Annotated in this window: 25 protein-coding genes; 6 read left to right on the plus strand and 19 right to left on the minus strand. The window is 69.4% G+C overall.

The genetic code is table 11. The features are described 5' to 3' along the window. Positions 1–215 precede the first annotated feature (215 nt). The 3 genes from HX774_RS10625 to prmC all read right to left on the minus strand — a co-directional run bounded on the left by HX774_RS10625 (position 216) and on the right by prmC (position 3,856). Complete coding sequence (locus HX774_RS10625) at positions 216–1,559, minus strand: ATP-binding protein (RefSeq protein WP_178826636.1); 1,344 nt, start codon at positions 1,557–1,559, stop codon at positions 216–218. A gap of 82 nt (positions 1,560–1,641) precedes the next feature. Then, positions 1,642–2,676: a DUF4167 domain-containing protein gene (locus HX774_RS10630; protein ID WP_178826638.1), complete on the minus strand. Its 1,035-nt coding sequence runs from the start codon at positions 2,674–2,676 to the stop codon at positions 1,642–1,644. Positions 2,677–2,959: 283 nt separating this feature from the next. Continuing rightward, the gene (gene prmC, locus HX774_RS10635; protein WP_178826640.1) at positions 2,960–3,856 is read right to left on the minus strand and encodes a peptide chain release factor N(5)-glutamine methyltransferase; all 897 of its coding nucleotides are present in this window, start codon (positions 3,854–3,856) and stop codon (positions 2,960–2,962) included. 72 nt (positions 3,857–3,928) lie between these two features. On the opposite strand from prmC, the gene HX774_RS10640 reads away from it, so the two are divergent. Then, the gene (locus tag HX774_RS10640) at positions 3,929–5,170 is read left to right on the plus strand and encodes a YihY/virulence factor BrkB family protein (protein ID WP_178826642.1); all 1,242 of its coding nucleotides are present in this window, start codon (positions 3,929–3,931) and stop codon (positions 5,168–5,170) included. A 161-nt stretch (positions 5,171–5,331) separates the two neighbouring features. Here HX774_RS10640 and prfA read toward each other — a convergent pair whose 3' ends face one another. Next, positions 5,332–6,399 carry a peptide chain release factor 1 gene (gene prfA / locus HX774_RS10645; protein WP_114817523.1) on the minus strand — a complete coding sequence of 356 codons (1,068 nt, stop codon included), beginning with the start codon at positions 6,397–6,399 and terminating at the stop codon, positions 5,332–5,334. Between the two features lie 188 nt (positions 6,400–6,587). Here prfA and HX774_RS10650 point away from each other — a divergent pair, with 188 nt between their 5' ends. Together HX774_RS10650 and HX774_RS10655 are read left to right on the plus strand one after the other, a co-directional pair. Then, positions 6,588–7,196, plus strand: coding sequence for a response regulator (locus HX774_RS10650; RefSeq protein WP_178826644.1), 609 nt, complete (start codon positions 6,588–6,590; stop codon positions 7,194–7,196). Between the two features lie 88 nt (positions 7,197–7,284). Continuing rightward, entirely contained in the window at positions 7,285–8,067 is a 783-nt protein-coding gene (locus tag HX774_RS10655) for a sulfite exporter TauE/SafE family protein (protein WP_178826646.1), read from the plus strand. Positions 8,068–8,122: 55 nt separating this feature from the next. Here the strand turns inward: HX774_RS10655 and HX774_RS10660 are convergent, their stop codons facing one another. The 8 genes from HX774_RS10660 to HX774_RS10695 all read right to left on the minus strand — a co-directional run bounded on the left by HX774_RS10660 (position 8,123) and on the right by HX774_RS10695 (position 16,718). After that, positions 8,123–8,677 (minus strand): hypothetical protein, encoded by a 555-nt coding sequence (locus tag HX774_RS10660; protein ID WP_178826648.1) that lies wholly within the window; start codon positions 8,675–8,677, stop codon positions 8,123–8,125. Next, complete coding sequence (locus HX774_RS10665; RefSeq protein WP_178826650.1) at positions 8,674–9,120, minus strand: translation initiation factor 2; 447 nt, start codon at positions 9,118–9,120, stop codon at positions 8,674–8,676. Before HX774_RS10665 ends, HX774_RS10660 begins: the two co-directional genes overlap by 4 nt. Before the next feature lie 116 nt (positions 9,121–9,236). After that, positions 9,237–9,833 (minus strand): glutathione S-transferase N-terminal domain-containing protein, encoded by a 597-nt coding sequence (locus HX774_RS10670; RefSeq protein ID WP_178826652.1) that lies wholly within the window; start codon positions 9,831–9,833, stop codon positions 9,237–9,239. Positions 9,834–9,837: 4 nt separating this feature from the next. Further along, positions 9,838–10,599: a serine aminopeptidase domain-containing protein gene (locus HX774_RS10675; RefSeq protein WP_178826655.1), complete on the minus strand. Its 762-nt coding sequence runs from the start codon at positions 10,597–10,599 to the stop codon at positions 9,838–9,840. 168 nt (positions 10,600–10,767) lie between these two features. Further along, on the minus strand, positions 10,768–11,898 hold the full coding sequence (gene ispG, locus HX774_RS10680) for a flavodoxin-dependent (E)-4-hydroxy-3-methylbut-2-enyl-diphosphate synthase (RefSeq protein ID WP_178826677.1): 1,131 nt from the start codon (positions 11,896–11,898) through the stop codon (positions 10,768–10,770). Positions 11,899–11,962: 64 nt separating this feature from the next. Continuing rightward, positions 11,963–13,027, minus strand: a complete 1,065-nt coding sequence (locus HX774_RS10685; RefSeq protein ID WP_178826657.1) for a helix-turn-helix domain-containing protein — start codon at positions 13,025–13,027, stop codon at positions 11,963–11,965. Positions 13,028–13,121: 94 nt separating this feature from the next. Next, positions 13,122–15,389, minus strand: coding sequence for a phosphoenolpyruvate--protein phosphotransferase (gene ptsP, locus HX774_RS10690; protein ID WP_178826659.1), 2,268 nt, complete (start codon positions 15,387–15,389; stop codon positions 13,122–13,124). Between the two features lie 54 nt (positions 15,390–15,443). Next, positions 15,444–16,718 carry an aspartate kinase gene (locus HX774_RS10695; protein WP_114817514.1) on the minus strand — a complete coding sequence of 425 codons (1,275 nt, stop codon included), beginning with the start codon at positions 16,716–16,718 and terminating at the stop codon, positions 15,444–15,446. 56 nt (positions 16,719–16,774) lie between these two features. Here HX774_RS10695 and ubiG point away from each other — a divergent pair, with 56 nt between their 5' ends. After that, the gene (ubiG, locus tag HX774_RS10700; RefSeq protein ID WP_178826661.1) at positions 16,775–17,593 is read left to right on the plus strand and encodes a bifunctional 2-polyprenyl-6-hydroxyphenol methylase/3-demethylubiquinol 3-O-methyltransferase UbiG; all 819 of its coding nucleotides are present in this window, start codon (positions 16,775–16,777) and stop codon (positions 17,591–17,593) included. Continuing rightward, positions 17,590–18,135, plus strand: coding sequence for an AAA family ATPase (locus tag HX774_RS10705; protein WP_178826663.1), 546 nt, complete (start codon positions 17,590–17,592; stop codon positions 18,133–18,135). The genes ubiG and HX774_RS10705 overlap by 4 nt, the downstream gene beginning before the upstream one ends. Here HX774_RS10705 and HX774_RS10710 read toward each other — a convergent pair. From HX774_RS10710 to HX774_RS10740, 7 genes are read right to left on the minus strand one after another with little or no spacing between them, the layout of a single operon-like run. Continuing rightward, positions 18,122–18,670 carry a GNAT family N-acetyltransferase gene (locus HX774_RS10710; RefSeq protein WP_255500384.1) on the minus strand — a complete coding sequence of 183 codons (549 nt, stop codon included), beginning with the start codon at positions 18,668–18,670 and terminating at the stop codon, positions 18,122–18,124. The genes HX774_RS10705 and HX774_RS10710 overlap by 14 nt on opposite strands. Then, the gene (locus HX774_RS10715; protein WP_178826665.1) at positions 18,625–19,101 is read right to left on the minus strand and encodes a DUF6265 family protein; all 477 of its coding nucleotides are present in this window, start codon (positions 19,099–19,101) and stop codon (positions 18,625–18,627) included. The genes HX774_RS10710 and HX774_RS10715 overlap by 46 nt, the downstream gene beginning before the upstream one ends. Positions 19,102–19,143: 42 nt before the next feature. Further along, positions 19,144–19,953 carry a DUF6597 domain-containing transcriptional factor gene (locus tag HX774_RS10720; RefSeq protein ID WP_370523478.1) on the minus strand — a complete coding sequence of 270 codons (810 nt, stop codon included), beginning with the start codon at positions 19,951–19,953 and terminating at the stop codon, positions 19,144–19,146. A 6-nt stretch (positions 19,954–19,959) separates the two neighbouring features. After that, a complete protein-coding gene (locus HX774_RS10725; RefSeq protein ID WP_178826669.1) occupies positions 19,960–20,391 on the minus strand; it encodes a DUF1178 family protein in 432 nt (143 codons plus the stop codon). Between the two features lie 10 nt (positions 20,392–20,401). Further along, positions 20,402–21,241, minus strand: coding sequence for a carbon-nitrogen hydrolase family protein (locus HX774_RS10730; RefSeq protein ID WP_178826670.1), 840 nt, complete (start codon positions 21,239–21,241; stop codon positions 20,402–20,404). Continuing rightward, the gene (gene grxC / locus HX774_RS10735) at positions 21,241–21,498 is read right to left on the minus strand and encodes a glutaredoxin 3 (RefSeq protein WP_114817509.1); all 258 of its coding nucleotides are present in this window, start codon (positions 21,496–21,498) and stop codon (positions 21,241–21,243) included. The genes HX774_RS10730 and grxC overlap by 1 nt, the downstream gene beginning before the upstream one ends. A gap of 30 nt (positions 21,499–21,528) precedes the next feature. After that, complete coding sequence (locus tag HX774_RS10740; protein WP_178826672.1) at positions 21,529–22,335, minus strand: ComF family protein; 807 nt, start codon at positions 22,333–22,335, stop codon at positions 21,529–21,531. On the opposite strand from HX774_RS10740, the gene HX774_RS10745 reads away from it, so the two are divergent. After that, on the plus strand, positions 22,334–22,781 hold a 448-nt coding region (locus HX774_RS10745), incomplete at its 3' end, for a methyltransferase domain-containing protein (RefSeq protein ID WP_178826674.1). The two genes, HX774_RS10740 and HX774_RS10745, sit on opposite strands and share 2 nt — an antisense overlap.

Below are 22,781 nucleotides of genomic sequence, written 5' to 3' on the forward strand. Positions count from 1 at the left end.
GTCGCGCAGCCCGCCAGCAGGGCCGTCGCCAGAAGGCTCGGCGTCAAGGCGCGAGGAACCCTCGCCTTGAAACGCGAAATGCCGGCTGACGAACGTGACATGGGCTCTCCCTAGCACAGGGTCGAAGCCCCTGCCGCCTAGGAAGCCCTCCGGGCGCGCCGCGTCAACCCCGGCGATCCAGCACGGCGTTCGACGAGCAGGCTGCAAAAGGCGCTCTACGCGGCGTCGGCTGCGCTCGCCGACGTCGCTGGCGTCGGGGTCAGGGCGCGCGACAGGGCCTCGACCAAGGCCGGGATCTGCAAGGGCTTGGTCAGGTATTCGGCGAAGCCCGCCTCCCGGCCGCGCCGGATGTCGGCGAAGGCCGCGCGGGCCGACAGGGCCAGGACCGGCACGCCCCGCGTCAGGGCGTCTTCGGCCAGCCGCGCCTTGACCTCGAACCCGTCCATGCCGGGCAGGTTGATGTCGAGGATGATGACGTCGGGGCGCAGGTCGCGGGCCAGGGTCAGACCCTCCGGGCCTGTCTCGGCCACATGCAGCTGGATGCGGCCCAGGGCCGTGATCACATGGCGCATCAGAGCGATGTTGGAGGGGTTGTCCTCGACATAGAGCAGGGTCGCCTCGGGCAGGGGCGTCGCCGGCACGGGCGAGGCCGAAACCAGGCGCGGCGTCTCGGCGGCGACCGGCAGATGGACAGTGAAGACCGACCCTTCGCCTTCGCGGCTTTCAGCCTCCAGCCGCCCGCCCATGGCCTGGATCAGGCGCCGCGCCACGGCCAGGCCCAGGCCCGCGCCCGGCACGTCCGAGGCTTCGCGGCCCAGGCGGTTGAAGGGCTGGAACAGGTCGGCCATGCGGGCGGCGGGCAGACCCGGCCCGGTGTCGTGGACGCTGAGGCTGACCCCCTCGGCGGACTGGCGCGCCTCGATCAGGACGGCGCCGCCGGGGCGGTTATATTTGACGGCGTTGGCGATCAGGGCGGTCAGCACCTGACGCAGGCGCTCGCAATCGGCGCGGGCGGCCAGACCCGCGACGGGCGGCGGTTCGCGCAGGTCCACGCCCGCCGCCTCGGCCATGGGACCCAGGGCCTGGCAGACCTGACGCGCGACCAGCAGGGGATCGACCCGTTCGACCGCCAGCGCTAGCCGCCCGCCCTCGATGTCGGCCAGGTTCAACACTTCGTCCACCAGGGTCAGCAGACGGGCGCCGGCGGCGCGGATCTGTTCCAGCGCCTGATGCTGGCGATGGGTGAGCGGCTCGCTCGCCTCGTTCATCCGCATCAGGTCGGAGAAGCCGATGACGGCGTTCAAGGGGGTGCGCAATTCGTGGCTCATGCTGGCCAGGAACTCGGTCTTGGCGCGGTGCGCGGCCTCGACCTGGGCCGCCTGGCCTTCGGCGGCGGTCAGGGCGGTCTGAAGTTCGCGCGCCCTTTGCTCAGCGCAGGCTTCGAGCGTGAGGTTGACCCGCCGGAGGATAGCGACCTCGCGTCGAGCCTTCATCGCCATCCGCAATCCCGCCCAGCAGCCGGACAAGGCCAGGGCGACCACCACCAGAACGAGTTCCATCGCACGTCCCTCCGATACCGCGAGAGTGACGCCTATAGATTGCAGTTACGTAAATATACGCGCCAAGGTTGCGCGTCGGCGATCAGCCCTCGTCGGCGGCGGGCTCGACCTTGCGACGCGGGGCGCGACGCTTGGGCGCGGGGGCCTCTTCCGCCGTGTCCGCCTCGTCCGAGGAAGAAGCCGTGGGGCGGGTCAGGAAGCCGGGCAGGCCCATGCCGTCGCTGACTTCGCCTTCGGCGGGCGCATCGCCAGCCACACCGGCAGAAGGGGCGCGTTCGGCGCGCGGACGGCGCGGGGCGCGGGCGGGACGGGCCTCGGCCTCGGCGGCCTCGACGACCGGAGCGGCGTCGTCCGAACCGGCCTCGGGGACATATTCGGCCTCGGACAGGGCGCGGGCTTCGTCCTCGGGCGTGGCCTCGCCGGCCTCGAAGCGACGGTTGCGTTCCTCGCGGCGACGCTCCCAGCGTTCGCGGCGGGTCTCGCGGCGGCCGCCCTCGCGGGCTTCGCCCTCGGCGCGGGGTTCGCCCTGTTGCTGCTCACGCGGTTCACGCGGTTCGCGCTCGGCGCGGGGCTCACGATCACGGTCACGGTCACGGTCACGGTCACGGTTGAAGTCGCGGTCCCGGTCGCGGTCCCGGTTGTTGTCGCGATTATTGAAGTCGCGGTCGCGGTTGGCTTCGCGTTCGGCGCGCTCGGCCTGACGGCGGGCCTCGTCGTCGAGCTTCTGTTGTTCGGCCTGGGCGGCGGCGATGATGGCGGCGGCCTGGGCGCCCGACTCGTCTTCGAAGTCGATATCGAAGCCCTGACCGGCCAGTTCGCGCTGGGCGATCTCAGACACCGGACGCTGCGGCTGCAGGGCGCGCAGGACGCGGAAATAGTGTTCGGCGTGCTGGGTGTAGTTCTCGGCCAGCACCCGGTCGCCGGCGGCCGAGGCGTCGCGCGCCAGCTGCATATAGCGTTCATAGACGGTCTGGGCGTTGCCGCGGACCTTGATGTTCTCGGGGCCTTGCGAATCCCACGACCGATTCGGGTTGGTGGCGTTGGCGTTGTTGCCGCCGCCGCTACCGGGCTTCCGGTTGCGTCCGCGCTGACGCTTCATGCCCTTGAAATCTCTCATCGGAGCTTACCGTGCTGGTGCGGGCCGCCGCCGGTTGAGGGCGGGCAGGACCCAGTTCGTCGTTCCGTTCGGTCGGGGCCAATCCCCGTATCGATGTGCTCGGAAAACTGTTTGTCGCCCTGTGGTCCGCCGGGCCAACCCGGCCCGACCGTCACTGGCCCAGACGCGCTTGAGCGAGCAAACCGGCCCGAAAAAGGATGCGTATGAGTGGGAGACAAGAAACGACTTAGCGCGCGATGGCGTCGTTTCCAAGGCTTTTATTGCGCGGCGCTTTCGGTCCGCGTCAGTCTTCCGGGATGGGATCGACGCGCGGGTCGGGGCCGTTGGTGACGACGCGGTCGCGGTCGCCCAGGTCCTTGACCACCTTGACCCCGGAGAAGCCGACGGCCTCGAACAGGGCCTTGACCTGAGCCCCCTGATCCCAGCCGATCTCGACGGCGAAGACGCCCTCGGGGCGCAGGATGCGGGCGATTTCGGGCGCCAGGTCGCGATAGGGCTGCAGGCCGTCGGGGCCGCCGTCCAGCGCCAGATGCGGATCGTGCTCGCGCACCTCCGGGTCCAGGCCGGGAATGTCGCCGGTCGGAATATAGGGCGGGTTGGACACCACCAGATCGAAGCTGTCTTCGGCGAAACCGGCGGCCCAGTCGGTGCGGATGAAGGTGCAGCGGCCGTTCAGGTCCAGATTGGCGGCGTTCTCGCGCGCCACGGCGATGGCCTCGGTCGAGATGTCCGTGCCGACGCCGCGCGCGCCTGCACGCTCCATCAGGGTCGCCAGCAGGATAGCGCCAGAGCCGGTGCCGAGGTCGATCATCTCGAAGGCGCGATGCGGCGGGAAGGCGCGGACGATAACGTCCAGCAGGGTCTCGGTGTCCGGGCGCGGGCTGAGCACGTCGGGGGTGACGTTCAGCATGATCTTCCAGAAGCCCTTCTTGCCCAGGATGCGCGACACGGGTTCGCGCCGGACGCGGCGGTCCATCATGGCGTCCAGGGCGGCGATCTTGTCGGCGTCGACCTCGCGATAGGGGTCGGTCAGGATGTCGACGCGGCCCGCGCCGGTGGCGGCTTCCAGCAGCAGGCGGGCGTCGATCGACGGGCTGTCGACGCCGGCGGCTTTCAAGCGGGCTTGCGCGCCTTTCCAGGCGGTGAGCAGGGTCGGGACGGCGGGGGCGTTTTCGGACATGATGGGTGATTGGCGCTTGCAGCGGGCGATTTCAAGACGGAACGCAGATAGAGCGTAGCCGTTGAGGGGCGGATGGGGATGCAGAACCTGATGAAACGGCTTGCGCGGCGGCGTGGAAACGGCGGCGCGATCTGGCGTTACCTGGGCGCGGCGGCGGGCGGCCTGGCGGCCGGGGCCACGGCGGCGCACCTGCTTTATACGCAGGGGCACAAGTACGGGGTCGAGTTGCGGCCGAAACGGCCCGAGCCCCTGCCCCCGCGCGATCCCACGCCCGCGGACTATGACGCCAAGGAGCCCGGTCGCGGACGGCTGGCCCAGCATCCGGTCCATATTCCGCGCAAGGGCTGGATCGACATCATCTGGCGCACGACCATGGGCTATTTCGGCGACCGGGTCGGCTTCGTCGCCGGGGGTGTGACCTTCTTCATGCTGCTGGCCCTGTTCCCGACGCTCGGCGCCTTCGTCACCATCTACGGCCTGTTCGCCGACCCCGCCGACGCCTGGAGCCAGCTGAGCTTCCTCTATGAGGTGCTGCCGTCGAACGTGGCCCAGTTCCTGGGCGCGGAAATGCAACGGCTGGCCAGCGGTTCGACCGGCGAGCTGACCTTCACCCTGGTGTGGACTCTGGCCCTGTCGCTGCTGGCGGCCAACGGCGGGGTGAAGACCCTCTTCTATGGGCTGAACCTCGCCTATCACGAGGTCGAGCGGCGCAACATCATCACCTACAACCTGATGTGCATGGGCTTTACCGTGTCAGGCCTGCTGGCGGTTCTGATCAGTTCGGGTCTGGTGGTCGGCGTGCCGGTCGTGCTGTCCGTCTTCGGGCTGGAGGAGGAATGGGCGCATCTGGCGCCGCTGCGCTGGCCCCTGCTCTACTTCGGCTATGTCGGCGCCCTGGCGCTGATCTACCGCATGGGACCGTGTCGCGCGCGGGCGCGCTGGCGCTGGCTGACGCCGGGCGCCCTGTTCGCGGCGGCGCTGAGCCTGCTGGTGTCCTTCCTGTTCAGCTGGTTCCTGGGCAACTTCGTGCGCACCGATTCCTACGGTCCGCTGGCGGCGGCCATGGGTTTCCTGCTGTGGACGTGGATTTCAGTGCAGGTGATCCTGATGGGCGCGCGGCTAAACGCCGAGATCGAGCATCAGACGGCGCTGGACACCACCGTCGGCGCGCCCCTGCCGATCGGCGAGCGCGGGGCGATCATGGCGGATTCGGTCGGCCCGCGTCGCGGCAATCCGGCGGCCCTGGCCTTTACGCTGAAATACGCCGAGGCCCTGGGGGACCGGATGCTGAAGCGGCGGGTGCGGCGCAGGTAGACCGATATTCTCCCTCCCCTTCATGGGGAGGGTGGTCGCGCAGCGACCGGGTGAGGAGGGCGTGGCGAGACAGACGCAGCGCTTGAACGGCTTGAGCGCCCCCACCCGGCATCGGCCTACGGCCTCAGCCACCCTCCCCTGAGGGGAGGGAAAATTCTGCTTCAGCTGAACTCGGCTTCCAGGTCGGCCAGGCGGGCGGCCTGATCCTCGGCGATCAGGGCGTTCAGCAGGGGGTCGATGTCGCCTTCCATGATCTGGGGCAGGCTGTGCAGGGTCAGGTTGATGCGGTGGTCGCTGACCCGGCCTTGCGGGTAGTTGTAGGTGCGGATGCGCTCGGAGCGGTCGCCCGAGCCGACCTGGGACTTGCGCGTGTCCGAGCGCGCCAGGTCCTTGGCCTGACGCTGCATGTCGTACAGGCGCACCCGCAAGTTCTTCATCGCCTTGTCGCGGTTGACGTGCTGGGACTTCTCCGACGAGGTCACCATGATGCCGGTGGGCAGGTGGGTGATGCGCACGGCGGAATCGGTCGTGTTGACGTGCTGGCCGCCGCTGCCCGACGACCGATAGGTGTCGATGCGGATGTCCTTGTCGTGGATCTCGATCTCGACGTCCTCGACTTCGGGCAGGACGGCGACCGTCGCCGCCGAGGTGTGGATGCGGCCTTGAGACTCGGTCGCCGGGACGCGCTGGACCCGGTGGACGCCGCTCTCGAACTTCAGCCGACCGAACACGCCCTCGCCGGTGACGGTGGCGATGATCTCCTTGAAGCCGCCCGCGTCGCCCTCGGTCATGCTGTCGACCTCGACCCGCCAGCCGCGAGACTGGGCGTAGCGCGAATACATGCGGAACAGGTCGCCGGCGAAGATGGCCGCCTCATCGCCGCCGGTGCCGGCGCGCACTTCAAGCACCGCCGAGGCGTTTTCGTCGGCGTCGCGCGGGGCCAGCAGCAGGGCGACCTCGCGCTCCAGCTCAGGCAGGCGCGTGTTCAGGGCGTCCAGTTCGTCGGCGGCCATGGCGGCCATTTCGGGGTCCGAGGCCATGGCCTGCAGGTCCTCGACCTCGGCGCGGGCGCGGGCCAGGGTCTGGACGGCGTCGGCCACCGGCTTCAGCTCGGCGTACTCTTTCGACAGGCGCACGATCTCGGCGCCGTCCGAGGCCGCGCCCATGCGCGCCTCCACCTGGTGGAAGCGGTCGAGCACCTGATCGAGCCGGGCCTGGGGCAGTCGCAAGGGAGCGTCCTCTGAAGGAAAAATCGAGCGCGGAGCCTTACCCCCCGGACCGCCCGCTGTCGATGAAAAGGCCGGAACACGCCCAGATGGAGCGATTGTGAACAGCCGTCACAAGCCCGTCAGGACGGTTCCTTCGCACCTGCAAACCTTTTAGCTGCACCGGGGCTGAAACAAGACAGGAGACGGGCATGTTCGATGGAAGCGCTGATTCCACCGCGGGGGCGGACGACAATGTGGCGCGGCTTTGCGCCCTTTACGACGGGCTTCTGGAGCGTTCGGACGCGACGGTGTCGCCCGAAGCCGAGACCGAGCTGAAGGCTCTGGCCAAGATCTTCGACCTGGACGCCGAGCGCCCCGTCGCCGAGTTGTGGCCCTATGTGCGCGCCGTCCTGGTGCGGCAGGTCCCGGCCGAAGCGCCCGCCGTCGCCCCGCAAGCCGAGGCCCTGACCGTCCTGCTGGTCGAGGACGACGCCGAGGCCGCCGTCGCCCTGACCGAGGCCCTGGACGCCGCCGGACACCGCGTGGTCGGCCCCTTCCACAGCGCCGAGGCCGCCGAGGCGGCGACCGCCCTGCATCCCATCGACGTGGCCCTGCTGGACATCAACCTATCGGGCGAGGCGACCGGCGTCGATCTGGCCCGCAGCCTGAAGGCGCGCTGGGGCGTGCCGGTGATCTTCCTGTCGGGCGACGTCAGCGCCGCCGCCGCCAACGCCGAACTGGCCGCCGCCATGGTCATCAAACCCTATACCGGGCGCGACGTGCTGGACGCCCTGGCGCGACTGGAGCCCCGACGCTGACGCGGCGCGCCGTTTAGGCCATTGCCAAGCGGGCCGCCGATGCGTCTGATGCCGTCAAAGGGCCGCCCGATGCGGCCCAGAGGGCTGAATGGACACCTTTTTCCTGTTTCTTCTGGTGGGCGTTCTGGCCCAGGCGGTCGATGGCGCCCTGGGCATGGCCTATGGCGTGATCTCGTCCTCAGTGCTGCTGGCCCTGGGCGTGCCTCCGGCCATGGCCTCGGCCAGCGTCCATGCGGCGGAGGTCTTCACCACCGCCGCCTCGGCGGGCAGCCATGCCTGGCACAGGAATGTGGAGTGGCGGCTGTTCCTGCCCCTGGCCATCGCGGGCGTCATCGGCGGGGTGCTGGGGGCCTATGTCCTGACCGGGATCGACGGCGATGTCATCAAGCCCTTCATCATCGCCTATCTGGCCCTGATCGGGGTGTGGATCTTGTGGCGAGCCGGGCATGACATTCCGCATCGCCACCTGCCCGTCTGGATCACCGCCCCGATCGGCGTGGTCGGCGGCTTCCTCGACGCCATCGGCGGGGGCGGCTGGGGTCCTACGGTGTCCTCGACCATGGTCGGCGCCGGGCATGATCCGCGCAAGGCCATCGGCACGGTCAACACCGCCGAGTTTTTCCTGACGGTCGCCGTGTCCGCCACCTTCGTCTGGGCCATAGTGACAGGCCACTGGGAAGAGGCGGGCGCGCTGGAAAACCATGCCGCCGCCATCGGCGGACTGGTGGTCGGCGGCCTGATCGCCGCGCCCTTCGCCGGGCTGATCGTCAAGAAGGTCCCGCGCAAGGTACTGGCCTATGCGGTTGGTTTCCTGCTGATCTTCCTGGCCGGTTTCCAGGGCCTGCAGCTGGCGGGACTGTTCGGTCGATAGACAAAGGGCGGGCCCGGCCTGCGCCCGCCCCGCCCCCTTCAGTCTGTCGTTCGGATCAGCGCGCGGTGTGCGTGCGGAAGCGTTCGATGAAGGCCTTGATGTTCTCGCGGATGGCGTATTCGTTGGCCAGACGCAGGCGTTCCGTGCCGACGAAGGCCTCGCCCATCTTGGCGGTGCCGGTGGCTGCAATGGTGTCGTCGAAGATCAGCTTGCCCGAGGCGTCGGTCACTGAATAACGGACGCGGCTGGTCACCGACATGTCGAGGCCGACCATCGGCTGCTTCAGCTCCAGCATGGCCGCCGTCAGCGACAGCGGGGCGGTTTCCGTCGCACCCAGATAGCCGGTCGCCTTGAGCGAGTTTTCCAGCGCCAGGCGGAAGTCGCCGCTGGCGACCTCGGACCACAGCAGGGGATTGGTGTCCGTGCCGCCCGAGACATTGACGATCTTGACCGCCTGATAGCCGACGTCGCCGGCCTTGGCGGCGGCGATGGTCGAGGGCAGGACGGTCATGGCGTCGGGCCGCGCGGCCGAGGCGCAGGCGCCCAGCGACAGCAGGCCGAGCGAGACGGCGACGACGGCGGCGCGGCGGATCATGACGGCGCGGCTCACGGCTGGGCCTGGGATGCGGCGGCGGGCTTGGTCGGTCCGGCGGGTTCCAGCGTCACAATCAGCGGGTTCGGCGTCAGGTCGTTCAGAGCGCCCGAGGTGGCGTCCACGCCGGCGCCGATCAGGCCGCCGACCAGAACATTGCCCGCCAGAGCCGCGCCGCCGCCGCCCGACATCTTGCTCTCGATGGAGTGGGTCTGCTCGGCATAGCCGTCGCGCGAGATGGTCACGGTGAAGGCGTCCTTGCGCGGCATGCGGAAGGTGCAGGGCGTGGCTTCGCACTGGAAGCCGTTCGAGGTCGAGGCGCGAGCGCCGGGCGGGCTGCTCTCGACGGTGAACGGCTGGGTCGTGCCGCGCGTGATCGTGGCGCAGGCCGGCAGGCTGAGGCTCAATCCGGCGAGCGTCAGGGCGTGCACGGCGAAGCGTGCATGACGTTTGGAAATCATGATGATTCCTAGAAGGAAACGGTCCCGCCCCCCGGCGGACCTGCCCTCAAGGTCGCATCACAATGTTCAGTCGTCAATCACAGACGCGTGACCGACACGACACGGTTTGTCGAATCTCAGACCGGCGTGGTGGCCTGGAAGCTGGGGCGCTGCTCCAGCGCGGCCTGAAGCGCCACGAGGTTGGGGCGGTCGCTCTTCCAGTCATAGTCCGGGTGGCGGAAGCTGACCCAGCTGACGGTGATGCCGGCGCTGAGCACGCCCATGTTGAAATCCTCGGCGGACGGGGCGGCGGCTTCCAGGGCGTCCAGCGATCGGCCCATGTTGAAGGTCCAGCGAGAAATCCACGACGGCGAGCGCTCGGCCTCGGGACGGCGTTTCTCCAGCACCAGCTTGACGCCCATTTCGAGCGTGGCGTTGGCCAGGGTCTCCAGACGCTTGACGCGCAGGCGTTCGGCGCCGTCGGCGGGCAGCAGGCGCGGGCCGGAACCGATCATGTCCAGATATTCGGCGATCACCGGACTGTCGGTCAGCGGCAGGCCGTCCTCGGCGATCAGGGTCGGGACCTGGACCACCGGATTGGTCGCCAGCAGTTCCGGCGCATTGGCGTAGGGGTCGACGGCGATCTCTTCGATGCGGTCAGACAGACCCTTTTCATGGGCGACGATGCGGACCTTGCGGGAGAATGGCGACGGGGTGGTGATGTAGAGTTTCATGATCTCAGCGTCGTTCGATGGTTACGCCCTCGGGCGCGGTCAGGGCGTCCAGCCGGACTTGTGCGGCCGCATCGCCCAGGGCGTGCGCACGCATGAAATGCACCGTCGTGGCGGCCATCAGCTCGAAGTCAGCGGCGTCGGCGTTGCCGACGAAGCTATGGTCGCCCCCCGCGAAGGTCATCAGCATCTTGTCGCCGGCCGGGCTGGTGTCGAAGGCCGCACGGTGATCGCGGGGCTCGGTCACGAAGCCCGGCACCAGATCGACGTCGCCCGTCACGATCAGCACCGGCGTAGAGACTGTGGCGTAGGTCGAGGGATTGACCAGACCCGGCACGACGCCGGGCGTGGAGATGGCGATCACAGCCTTGACAGCCGGGTCGCCAAGCGGCCCCGCGACGCTGACGGCGCCCGCCGCCATCAGCGAGTTGAAGGAACCGAAGGAGTGGCCGCCGGCGATCATAGGCTTGCCCGGATGGCGGGCCTGGGCATAGCCGCGCACCACCGCCAGATCGACGATCCGAGTCATGACAAAGCTGCGCTGGTCGCCTTCGGCGTGGCGAGGATGCTGCAACGAGTCCGTATGCATCGGCGCGATGACGGTGAAGCCGTGGTCGGTCCAGTATTTGATGATGCGATGGTAGCGCGCCGGATCGCTGTTCCAGCCGTGGCTGAAGACGATCACCGCCTGCTCGTCCGCCGCCGACCAGATGCTGACGTCGATGGTGCGGCCGTCAGGCGCAGGCAGTTCGACATGGGTTGCAGGCAAGGGGGCCGCAGCGGTGGAGACCGCCTGCGCAAGGACCGTAGCCGGGCTCGCAGCGATGCTTCCGAGCGAAAGAGCGAATACAGACGCAAGCGCGATGCGACGGATCATGACGTTACCCCAACCACTGATCCCGCCTGACTAGCGCAGGCGTTCGAAGCGCAACAGAGTCTATTCCGCCGCCTTGCGCGCCGCATCCAGTTCGGCGGCCTTGGCTTCGACCAGTTCGACGATGTGGTCGATCATGCCGTCATTGGCCTGTTTGCCGGCGATCTTGCCGTTCAGGTAGACCATGCCCGCGCCCTTGCCGCCGCCAGTGAAGCCGACGTCGGTGTAGAGGGCCTCGCCGGGGCCGTTGACGACGCAGCCGATGATCGACAGCGACATGGCCGTCGAGACGTGGGCCAGCTTCTCCTCCAGAATCGCCACCGTCTCGATGACGTTGAAGCCCTGACGCGCGCAGGACGGGCAGGCGATGATGTTCACCCCCCGATGGCGCAGACCCAGGGATTTCAGGATGTCGAAGCCGACCTTGATCTCTTCCACCGGATCGGCGGCCAGCGAGACGCGGATGGTGTCGCCGATGCCGGCCCACAGCATGTTCCCCATGCCGATGGCCGACTTGATGGTGCCGGTGCGAAGCGGCCCGGCCTCGGTGACGCCCAGGTGCAGGGGGCAGTCGATGGCCTCGGCCAGCTGCTGATAGGCGGCGACCGTCAGGAAGGGGTCGGACGCCTTCACCGAGATCTTGAACTCGTGGAAGTCCAGATCTTGCAGGATGCGGGCGTGGTTCAGCGCGCTCTCGACCATGGCGTCCGGACAGGGCTCGCCGTACTTCTCCAGCAGCTCCTTTTCCAGCGACCCGGCGTTGACGCCGATGCGCATGGAGCAGCCGTGGTCGCGGGCGGCCTGGACGACCTCCTTGACCCGGTCGATGGAGCCGATGTTGCCGGGGTTGATGCGCAGGCAGGCGGCGCCCGCCTGGGCCGCCTCGATGCCGCGTTTGTAGTGGAAGTGGATGTCGGCCACGAGCGGCACGCGGGCCTCGCGGGCGATGGTCCTGAAGGCCGCCGTCGACTCCTCGTCGGGGCAGGAGACGCGGACGATGTCGGCCCCGGCCTCTTCGAGTTGGCGGATCTGTTCCAGCGTCGCCGCCGCGTCGGTCGTGGGCGTATTGGTCATCGACTGGACGCTGATCGGGGCGTCGCCGCCGACCGGAACCGAGCCGACCATGATCTGGCGGCTCTTGCGGCGCTCGATGTGGCGCCAGGGACGGATGTGGCCGAGTTCGGAACTGCTCATGTCGCGCGGAACATAGGCGAGGAAGGACGGCAAAACCACGACATCAGTCGCGGTCCGCGACGATTCATCTCGCGGGCGGCGGCGCCTGGGCGGCGGGCGCCGGGGCGACCGGCGCGGGCGCAGCCGCGAGGGCGGCGGCGGCCTGGGCGGCGCGGGCGCGGGTCTGGGCCTCCGCGGCGGCGGCGGCGCGGGCCTCGGACTGGCGGGCGGCGGCCTGGGCGCGGGCGTTCAGCTGTCCCAGCGGCGATGCGGGCGCCGGCAAGGCCCCGCTGTGCTCGCCGTTCAGATAGACGTCAAAGGCCGTCGGGTCCGACACGTCCACCGTGGCCGAGACATTGGGCGGCGCGCGCCAGGCCTCGCCCGCCGCCAGCTGACGCGCGAACAGGATGCGGCCGTCGCCCTGACGCACGACCAGGGTCGCGGGCTTCTTGGCCTGAAGGATGACCTGGGAGGTGATGGCCGGGGCGCCGTAGACCGCCCCGCGCGGGTTGAAGGCCGCCTGGACCGGGGGCGACGGGGCCACGACGGCGTTGGGATCGTCCGGGTCGACGCCCGTCAGCTGGGCTTCAAGACCGGGCGTGATGTAGAGGGCCGGGGTGGTCTGATCCGGCGGGGCGGCGCGCGGCGCGCCGAGATACAGGGCCTTATCGACCTCGGCGTCGGCCGCCTTGGCCCAGTCCTTGGGCACGGCGACCAGGTCGGAGGGATGGGGCGGCTCGATGCGGACCACGCGCTGGAAGACGTTCCAGCCGACGACGGCCAGGATCAGCACGCCCAGGGCGGCCAGAACCTTGGGCGAGGTTCGGCGCACCTGTTGCAGGGCGGCGCCGGTGGGGGCCTGAAGCGGCACCGCGGCTTCCGGGAACTCGCGCTTGAAGCGCTCGACGGCGGTCAGCTCGTCCAGACCCAGGGCCCCGGCGTAGGCGCGGACATAGCCCATGGAGAAGATGCGCGACGGCAGGACCGAGAACTCGTTCTGCTCCAGCGCCGTCAGATAGCGCGGATGCACCCGCGTCATGGTCGACAGTTGGGCCATGGAGCGGCCCGAGGCGAGACGGGCCGCGCGCAGGGCCTCGCCCAGCGTCTCGGCGTCCTCGAGGGACGGCGCGTCTTGCCGATCCTGATCCATGCGGGGTTCCGTTGGTGCGGACGCGAACGCGCCCTCCCCCTCGCTTAGACGAGGCCTGTGCTGCGGGCAACGCGGGAAAGCGGCCCCGCTTGGATCAGACGATGACGTTGAGCTTGCGCGCCAGGGACTCGATCTCGCCGCGCACCGATCCGGCCGAGGAGCCGAGCAGGACGTTCATGCCGCGACGGGCGGCGGGCAGGTCCGCCGACAGGATCATGCGCTTGACCGGCCCCACCCCGCCGGCGGGCGCCGAAAGGCGGGTGTAACCCAGGGTGATGAGGGCGAAGGCTTCCAGCGGACGCCCGGCCAGCTCGCCGCAGACCGAGACCGGCGTGGCGCTGTCGGCGCACTTCTGCTGGATTTCGGCCAGGGCGCGCAGGGCCGGGGGCGACAGGGGATCATAGCGGTCCGAGACCAGGGGATTGGTCCGGTCGGCCGCGAACATATACTGCAACAGGTCGTTGGTGCCGATCGAGACGAAGTCGGTCAGCGGCAGCAGGGCGTCCAGGTGCCACAGCAGGCTGGGGCATTCGACCATGGCCCCGACCCGCAGCAGGGACGGCAGGGGCCGCCCGCGACGCCGCGCCCAATCGCATTCGACATCGACCAGTTCGCGCGCGGCGCGGAACTCGTCCACCGTGGCGATCATCGGGAACATGACGCGCAGCTCGCGCCCGGCGGCAGCGGCCAGAAGGGCGCGCACCTGCATCCGCAGCAGGGCCGGTCGGTCGAGGCCCAGACGAATGGCGCGACGGCCCAGGGCCGGGTTCTCTTCGCGCTCATTGTCGAGATAGGGCAGGACCTTGTCGCCGCCGATATCGAGCGTGCGGAAGGTGACGGGCCGGTCGCCCGCCGCGTCCAGCACCAGCTTGTAGAGCGCCGTCTGGGCGTCCAGGCGCGGCAGCTCGTCCGAGACCATGAACTGGAACTCCGTGCGGAACAGGCCGATGCCCTCGGCCCCCGTCGCGTCCAGATTTTCCAGATCGACCGCCAGACCGGCATTGGTCAGGACGGTGATGCGCGTGCCGTCCTTGGTGATGGCGGGGGTGTCGCGCAGCAGGTCGAACTCGGCGCGGCGCTGTGCGCGCACGGCCATGCGGGTCTGGACCGCCGCCAGCATGTCGGGGCGCGGACGCAGGTAGGCCTCGCCCGTCTCGCCGTCGACGATGACCTGATCGCCCTCGGACAGGCGGTCACGCAGGCCTTGCAGACGCCCGACGCAGGGGATTTGCAAGGCGCGGGCGACAATGGCGGCGTGGCTGGCGGCCGAGCCCTCTTCCAGCAAGAGGCCGCGCAGCTTGTGCCGCGGATATTCCAGCAGGTCGGCTGGTCCGAGATTTCTGGCCACCAGAATGGCGTCGTCGGGCAGGTCGCGGTGGCCGGGGTTGTCGCCCGCCAGCACCCGCAGCAGACGGTTGGCCAGGTCCTCGAAGTCGTGCAGGCGTTCGCGAATATAGGGGTCGCGGGCCTTGGCGAAGCGGGCGCGGTGTTCGTTGCGGACGCGGTCGACGGCGGCCTCGGCGGTCAGGCCGGAACGCACGGCCTCTTCCAGCGAGCGGTTCCAGCCCCGGTCGTCGGCGAACATGCGATAGGTTTCCAGCACCTCGAACGAGGTGCCGCCCAGCTTGGTCTGGCCGCCTTCCAGCATGACGTCGATGCCGGCCTTGAGCGCCGACAGGGCCTCGGCCAGCCGTTTTTCCTCGGCGGTCGGGTCGTCGGACAGCAGCTGTTCAGGCGCGAGAGGCGCTTCGTGCTGGACCACGACGCCGTAGGCCAGGCCTTCAGCGAACTTCTGACCCTTCAGCCGTTCGGGGCGATGCGGGGCCACCTCGACGTCGCGCAGTTCGTCCTGGGCCAGCAGTTCGCCCGAGGCGACCGTCTCGGCCAGGACCATGGCGATGGTCTGGATGTCCTCGACCTCTTCCTCGTCATAGCGACGAGCGGCGCGGTTCTGGACGACCAGGACGCCGATGGCCCGACCGCCGCGCAGCAGGGGCGCGCCGAGGAAGGCGTGGAAGGGGTCTTCGCCAGTTTCCGGGCGATAGGAGAAGCTGGGGTGGGACGGGGCGTCCGACAGGCTGATCGGCTGGGCCAGCCGGGCCACCTCGCCGACCAGACCCTCGCCGGGGCGCAGGCGGGTGTTGTGCACGGCCTCAGGGTTCAGGCCTTGCGTGGCGAACAGCTCCAGCTCGCCCGAGGCGCGGCGCAGATAGATGGAGCAGACCTCGGCGACCATGGACTGGGCGATGGTGCGCACCACCATGTCCAGCCGGTCCTGCGCCGGGCCGCCGCCGGCCATGGCTTCGCGGATCTGGCGCAGGAGGTTTCGAGGCCCCCTCGTCGTCAATCCGCCCTTCACCATGTCGCCTCCCGCCTTGCCGTCTATCGATCAGATAGGACGGCCCTCGTGTTCATTCTATAGCGCGTCGAGTCCGTAAGCCGCATGCAGCGCCCGCACGGCCAGTTCGGAATAGGCGTCCTCGATCAGCACGCTGATCTTGATCTCGGAGGTCGAGATGGCCTGGAACTTCACGCCCTTGTCGGCCAGGGCCCGGAACATGGTTTGGGCCACGCCCGCATGGCTGCGCATGCCCACGCCGATGACCGAGATCTTGGCCACGTCAGCGTCGATGCGCAGTTCCTCGAAGCCGAGTTCCGCCTTGGCCGCGGTCATCATCTCGGCGGCGCGCTGGGCGTCGCGGCGGCCCGTGGTGAAGGTCAGGTTCACCGCGCCCTCGGTGCGGGCCTGGCTCTGCACGATCATGTCGACGTTGACGTTGGCCTCGGCCAGACGCGTGAAGACGTCGGCGGGGGCGTCGGTGCGGTCCGCCAGACCCAGCAGCGTGATCCGGGCTTCGTCCCGGCTCATGGTCACGCCGGAAACGATGCGCTTTTCCACGATCTCATCCTCATCACAAATCAGGGTGCCGGCGTTTTCCGGCAGATTTCCATTCTCATCCGGCTCGATGAAGCTGGACAGGACCCGAACCGGGACCTGCTTGGCCATGGCCAGTTCGACCGAGCGGGTCTGCAGCACCTTGGCCCCGAGCGAGGCCATTTCCAGCATCTCCTCGTAGGAGACCTTTTCCAGGCGCCGCGCGCGGCTCTCGATGCGGGGGTCGGTCGTATAGACGCCGTCCACGTCGGTGTAGATGTCGCAAGGGGCGCCGAGCGCCGCCGCCACCGCCACCGCCGAGGTGTCGGAACCGCCGCGACCCAGGGTCGTGATGCGGCCGTCGCGGGTGACGCCCTGGAAGCCGGGGACAATGGCGATCTGGCCGCTGTCGACGGCGGCGCCCAGGACATCGCCAGGCACGTCCTCGATGCGGGCGCGGCCATGGGCGTCGTCGGTGATGATCGGGATCTGCCAGCCCATCCAGCTGCGCGCGTTCAGGCCCATGTTGCGCAGGGTCAGGGCCAGCAGGCCCGACGTCACCTGCTCGCCCGAGGCGACCACCACGTCGTATTCATCGTCCGAAAGAGGCAGCCCTGCCGCCGCCGGTCCGGCGCCGTCAGTCCAGGCCACCAGCTCATTGGTCTTGCCGGCCATGGCGGACACCACCACGGCGATCTGTTTGCCCTTGGCGGCCTCGGCGGCGATAATTCGCGCCGCACGACGAATACGCTCGAGGTCCCCCATGGAGGTCCCGCCGAACTTCATCACCAGTCGTGTCGTTTCGGGCCGCGTCATCGTGGCGTTTCGTCCCCTGCTTGCATGGGCGGCCAAGGCGGTTCATGCCTGCGACCATGTCCGCTTCTAACGACAGCCTTGAGCCGCGCAAACCCCAAAGCGAAGAGGGTTTTTCACCCTTTGCAACCGATCGTGCCGAGGGGCCCAGCATCGATCCTGCCGATGTGGCCCGTTTCTCGGCCCAGGCGGCGGAGTGGTGGGACCCGAAAGGGCCGTTCGCGCCCTTGCACCGCTTCAATCCGGCGCGGCTGAAATTCGTCCGCGACCGCGCCGCCGAACATTTCAGGCGCGACGTGCGGACCCGCGCGCCCTTTGCCGGTCTCAGCCTGATCGACATCGGCTGCGGCGGCGGCCTGATCGCCGAGCCGATGCGGCGCATGGGCTTCGACGTCATGGCCCTAGACGCCTCGTCAGAGAACATCGGCACGGCCCGCGCCCACGCCGAACAGGTCGGCCTCGACATCACCTATCGCGCCGCCACCGTCGAACAGATGGTCGAAGCGGGCGCCGGGCCGTTCGACGTGGTCCTGACCATGGAGGTGATCGAGCACGTGGCCGATCCCGAAGCCTTCGTCCGCGCCTGCTCCAGGCTGATCAAGCCCGGCGGCCTGATGATCGTCGCTACCCTGAACCGCACGCTGAAGGGCCTGCTGCTGGGCAAGGTCGCCGCCGAGTACGTCCTGCGCTGGGTCCCTGCCGGCACCCACGACTGGCGCCAGTTCCTCAAACCCGAGGAACTGCGCGCCATGCTGGACGGCGAGCCCCTGACCGTCACCGGCCCTTACGGGCTGGCCTATGACCCGCTCAACGACCGCTGGAGCGAGGGCGACGACGTGGGCATCAACTACATGATGATGGCGACGCGGGACGCGTGAACGGGTCGCAGCGCATCGTCGTCACCGGCGGGCCCGGTTCGGGCAAGACCAGCCTGATCGAGGCCTTGGCGGCGGCGGGCTATGCGACCTCGCCCGAGGCGGGCCGGGCCATCATCCGCCGCCAGCAAGCCATCGGCGGACAGGCCCTGCCCTGGCGCGACCGCGCCCTGTTCGCGGAGTTGATGCTGGACTGCGAACTTGAGGCCTACGCCCGGTTCGAGGGCGCGGCGGGGCCGGTCTTCTTCGACCGGGGCACACCCGACGTGGTCGGCTACCTGAGCCTGTGCGGCCTGCCGATCTCAGCCCATGTCGAGCGGGCTGCGCGCGAGGTGCGCTATGACCGGAGCGTCTTCATCGCCCCGGTCTGGCCCGAGATATTCGCTCAGGACGCCGAGCGCAGACAGGACCTGGACGAGGCGCAGCGCACTTTTGACGCCATGACCGAAGTCTATCCGCGTTTCGGCTATGAGCTGATCGAGTTGCCGAAGGCGTCCGTCGCCGAGCGTATCGCCTTTATGCTGGAGACGATCAGAGCGTCCTGATCATGTAGCGGGCGTCGGCGCCATAGCTGGCCAGTTTCTCAGCCATGCCCGGCGGGTTCTGGACCACGAAGCCGTTGCGTTCCCAGAAGGCGGTCGCCTCGTTGACGGCGACCAGGGCGATCTCTTTCCATCCCGCCACCTTCGACTGTTCCGCCAGACGCTCGACGATGGGCCGGGTATGGCCGCCGCCGCGCGTGTCGGGGTGGACGGCCAGGTCATGCAGATAGATGACCTCGGCATCAGCCGGGACCGCGCCGATCAGGCTGTCCAGCGGCGGAGCGGCGTTGCGCGTCCACGGATAGGCCATCAGATAGCCCATGACGGTTCCGGCTTCGTCGGACAGGACGAAGCAGCCCTCGGGCGCCAGTTGCTGACGCTCGGCGAAGCACTCGCGCGCCTCGAAATGGTCGGGGAAGGACAGGCGGGCGACGCGGACGACGCCGTCGATATCGTCGGGCGTCATCGGCCGCCAGATTAGCCCACCCTTTTTCAGGTCGGGCAGCGCGCGTTCAGCGGCGCCTTGTTGAATGTCCATTCCGCACTCCGGGTCTCATCGTCATCCGCCCCTTCGATGCGGGCGGCCAGCACATCCCCCGTGCGTTGATAGATGATGCGGTGCGGAAAGTCGTTCGCGGGGTTGGCGAAAACCGCCCGCTGCGGACCGCTTTCGATCAGGCGGAAGGGCACGGCGGGCGCGCCCTCGGGCCGGGCGAAATAGGCCAGACCGCCCTCTGGCCCAGCATCAGGCATGGGGCCGATGTGGGCGGATTCGAAGCCGCTGCGGCCATTTCGCACAGTCACGGCGGAACCGACGACCAGTCCCAGGCGCGGGTCGCTCCAGGTCTCGGAGGCCTCGCGTCCGCCGGAACAGTCCAGCCAGTAGCCGGCCAGCCAGGACAGGTCGGGCGCGGGCGTCGGGGTCGACTGCAACAGGGCGGCGGTCATCAGGGCGGTCAGCAGCGACATCAAGGTCTCCCTCCTCGTTTCGACCAGAAGCCTAGGCCGACCTCAGCCTTGCGGCTTGTAGGATTGCGACGCGAGTTGACGGGCCAGCTCCATCTGCTCGCGCGCCCATTCGGTGGCGGTGCAGCCGAGGAAGCGGCGGAAGTCGCGCGCCATCTGGGGCTGGTCGAAATAGCCCGCCGCCAGACCGGCCTCCAGCCAGGAGGCGGCGTCGGCGTCCTGGCCCAGCGCATGGTCGAAGATGCGGCGGAAACGGAACACCGAGCGCAGGGTGCGCGGGGCCACGCCGACCCGATCGCGGAAGCGGCGTTGCAGGGCGCGGCGGTCGGCGGACGACAAAGACGGCCCCTGCTCCTCGCGTTCGACGGCGGCGACCTCGGCCCGAACGGCGGGGTCGATGCGCCAGTCGGCGGCGCGACGCAGGGCCTCCAGACAGTCGGCCAAGGCCGCCGCCTGCCCCGCCGGGTCGCCGGACGGCGCCGTGAAGCCGCGCAACCGCGCCGTGAGGTCCAGCCGCAGGTCCGTCGCCTCGATCAGGGGTCGTCCGAGAAAGGGCCGCGCCCCGTCCGGCTCGAACTTGGCGGCGACGATCTCCACGGCGCCGACGGGCCGGATCGCCATGGGGCGGGTCAGCTGCCCGGCGAAGATGACGGAAGGCTGGGGCCGGAAGACGCCGTCCTCGCCCTCTTCCTCGTAGGGCGCGGCCAGGTCGATCACCAGTTCGGGGCAGCCGTCGGGGGCGATGCGCTGGACCCCGCCGGTGGGCGCGGGCGCCGCATAGGTCCACAGGAGGCGCACGAATGGGCGCAAAGCCTGGGGCGGCGCGAACTCTTCGTATCTCTCCCCCTCCCCCATGTGGCTTCAGTTGGCCTTCTTCGGATCGGGCGGCAGGCTGGGCAGGGCGGCGCAGGGCACGCCGTCGTCCTTCAGCTTCTTGATGTCGGCAGGGGTGGCCTCGCCGTAGATTTCGCGCTTCTCGGAACGGCCTTCGTGAATGTCGCGGGCCTCGCGGGCGAAGGCGTCGCCGACATAGTCGAAATTCTGCTCGACGTGCTCGCGCACCTCGCGCGCCGCCTGCATCATCATGGCCTGCATCTTCGCCATGTCCGGCGCGGGCGCGGCCTTCTTCGTACCCGCCACGGCCGGAGCCATCACCTGCTTGCGCACCTCGGTCGAGCCGCAGAAGGGGCATTCGACCAGACCGCGCGCGGCCTGATCGTCATAGTCGGAGGAGGAGGCGAACCAGGCCTCGAAACCGTGGTCGTGGTCGCAGGACAGGGCGTAGCGGATCATGACGGCCAGATCATTGCGGCCAGTCGAAATCGCGGTCGTGCAGCAGGGAGGGGACCGCCTGTCGCGCGCGCTGGACGGCGCTCAGGTCGAGGGTCGCAGGCAGCACGCACGGGTCGTCATGGGCGGCCTTGGCGATGATCTCGCCCCAGGGGCCGACAATGGTGGAGCGGCCCCAGGTCTGGCGGCCGTCCTCATGGGCGCCGCCCTGGGCCGGGGCCATGACGAAGGCGCCGGTCTCGATGGCGCGGGCGCGCAGCAGGGTCTCCCAGTGGGCCTCGCCGGTCGGACGGGTGAAGGCGGCGGGGACGGCGATCATCGCCGCGCCGGTCTTGGCCAGGGCGCGGTACAGATGCGGGAAGCGCACGTCGTAGCAGATGCTGAAGCCCAGCCGGCCCCAGGGGGTCTCGGCTACCGTCGCGCCCATGCCGGGCCGGACCGAGGCGCTCTCGCGATAGGTCTCGCCCCCCGGCAGATCGACGTCGAAGACGTGCAGCTTGTCGTAGCGAGCGACCACCGCCCCCGACGGATCGACCAGCAGGGAACGGTTGGCGGCGCGGTCGTCGCCGGGCGCATCCGAGCGCACGAGGACCGAGCCGATCAGCAGCCAGACGCCCAGTTCGCCGGCCAGAGCGCGCAGCCCGAGGACGGCGGCGTCGGCCTCCTCGCTCGACAGGGCCGCGTCACGCAGACCCCGGCGCTGTTCGAGGAAGTTGGTCCCCTCGGGCGTCAGGATCAGCCTGGCCCCGCCCGCCGCCGCTTCGCGGATCAGCGGCTCGACATGGGCCAGCCCTGCGTCCGCCGTCGCCGGCGTCCGCGTCTGAATCAGCGCTATGTCGAGCCGCTGGTCCATCAGGCCGCCAGCAGGGGGTCGAGACCGCCGCGCGCATCCAGGGCGTGGATGTCGTCGGAGCCGCCCACGTGTTTGTCGCCGACAAAGATCTGCGGGAAGGTCGACTTGCCGTTCGCACGGGCGACCATCTCGGCCTTGATCTCGGGATCGCGCGAGGCGACAATTTCAGTGAAGTCGACGCCCTTGCGCTTCAACAGAGCCATGGCGGCGGTGCAATAGGGGCAACCGGGCTTGGTGTAGATGACGACTTCGGCCAACGCAGAGTCTCCTTAACTCAGATCAGCGCCCTACTTAGGCGGTTCGCGCGCGGTTCGCACCCTCGCGATGACAGCCAGGTCCACCGCGCGGGCTCCGGCGGACAAAAGGACGCGGGCGCAGGCCTCGGCGGTGGCCCCCGTGGTCAGGACATCGTCGATCAGAAGGATGCGCCGCCCCTTGATCCGGCGACGCCCGGCCTCGGTGACGGCGAAGGCGGATTTGACGTTCAGGCGCCGCCCGCGCGCCGACTTGCCGCCCTGAGTGTCGGTGGGCGCAGCACGGATCAGGGCGTCGGGCAGGTACTCGAGCCCGGCGGTGCGGGCCAGGGGCCGGGCGATCTCGGCGGCTTGATTAAAACGCCGGGCCAGCAGACGAGAGCGGTGCAAGGGGACGGGAACCACGGCGTCGGCTTCGGCCAGGACGTCGGCGCCGGAACGCGCGATCCAGCGGGCGAACAGGGGAGCGAACTGCTGCTGGTCGCCATGCTTGAACTTGAGGATGAGGCCGCGCGAGGCCTCGTCATAGACGCAGGCCGCGCGGGCGCGGGCGAAGGCGTAGGGCTGGACCTGACAGGCCAGGCAGCGGTCGGAGGCGAAATCGCCGCCGTCATATTCAAAGGCCGCGCCGCAGCCGTCGCAGACGGGCGCCTCCAGAAACACCACCCGGCTCCAGACGTCGGGCGACAGGCCCGCCGAGGCCGTGGCCTCGCGGCTGTCGTGGGCCATGGGCGGCAACAGCAGGTCGAGTAGACCGCGCGCCATCCCGCGCGCGCCCATCGATATATGGGCCGTCGCGTCTTTCAATCCGACCCGCCAGCCCCCATCCTGAACGGACATGAGCGCCCCCTCCTCCGGTCCCCCGATCATCTTCGACGCCGCCCGCCGCGCCGCGCGCCTGAGCCGCGCCGCCCGACGTTTCCCCGACGCCGATTTCCTGCACCTGCGCGCCGCCGAGAATGCGGTGAACAGTCTGGAGGTGATCCTGCGCGAGTTTCACACGCCCGTCGACCTGTCGCCGCACCCCGGCGTCTTCGCGCGCGCGGTGGCCGACAGCGTGGCGAGGGACCGCGTCGGCGAGGTCCGCGCCGTGGGCACGACCTCTGAGCGCGCCGCGCCGGGGGCCGGGCCTCTGGGGCTGGAGGACGGTTCAGCCGACCTGATCGTCAACCTGCTGGGCCTGCACTGGGCCAACGACCTGCCGGGGGCGCTGAGCCAGATCCGGCGTGCGCTGAAGCCGGACGGCCTGTTCGTCGCCAGCCTGTTCGGCGCGGCGACGCTGAAGG

Source organism: Brevundimonas sp. P7753, from assembly GCF_013386595.1.
Taxonomy (GTDB): Bacteria; Pseudomonadota; Alphaproteobacteria; order Caulobacterales; family Caulobacteraceae; genus Brevundimonas; species Brevundimonas bullata.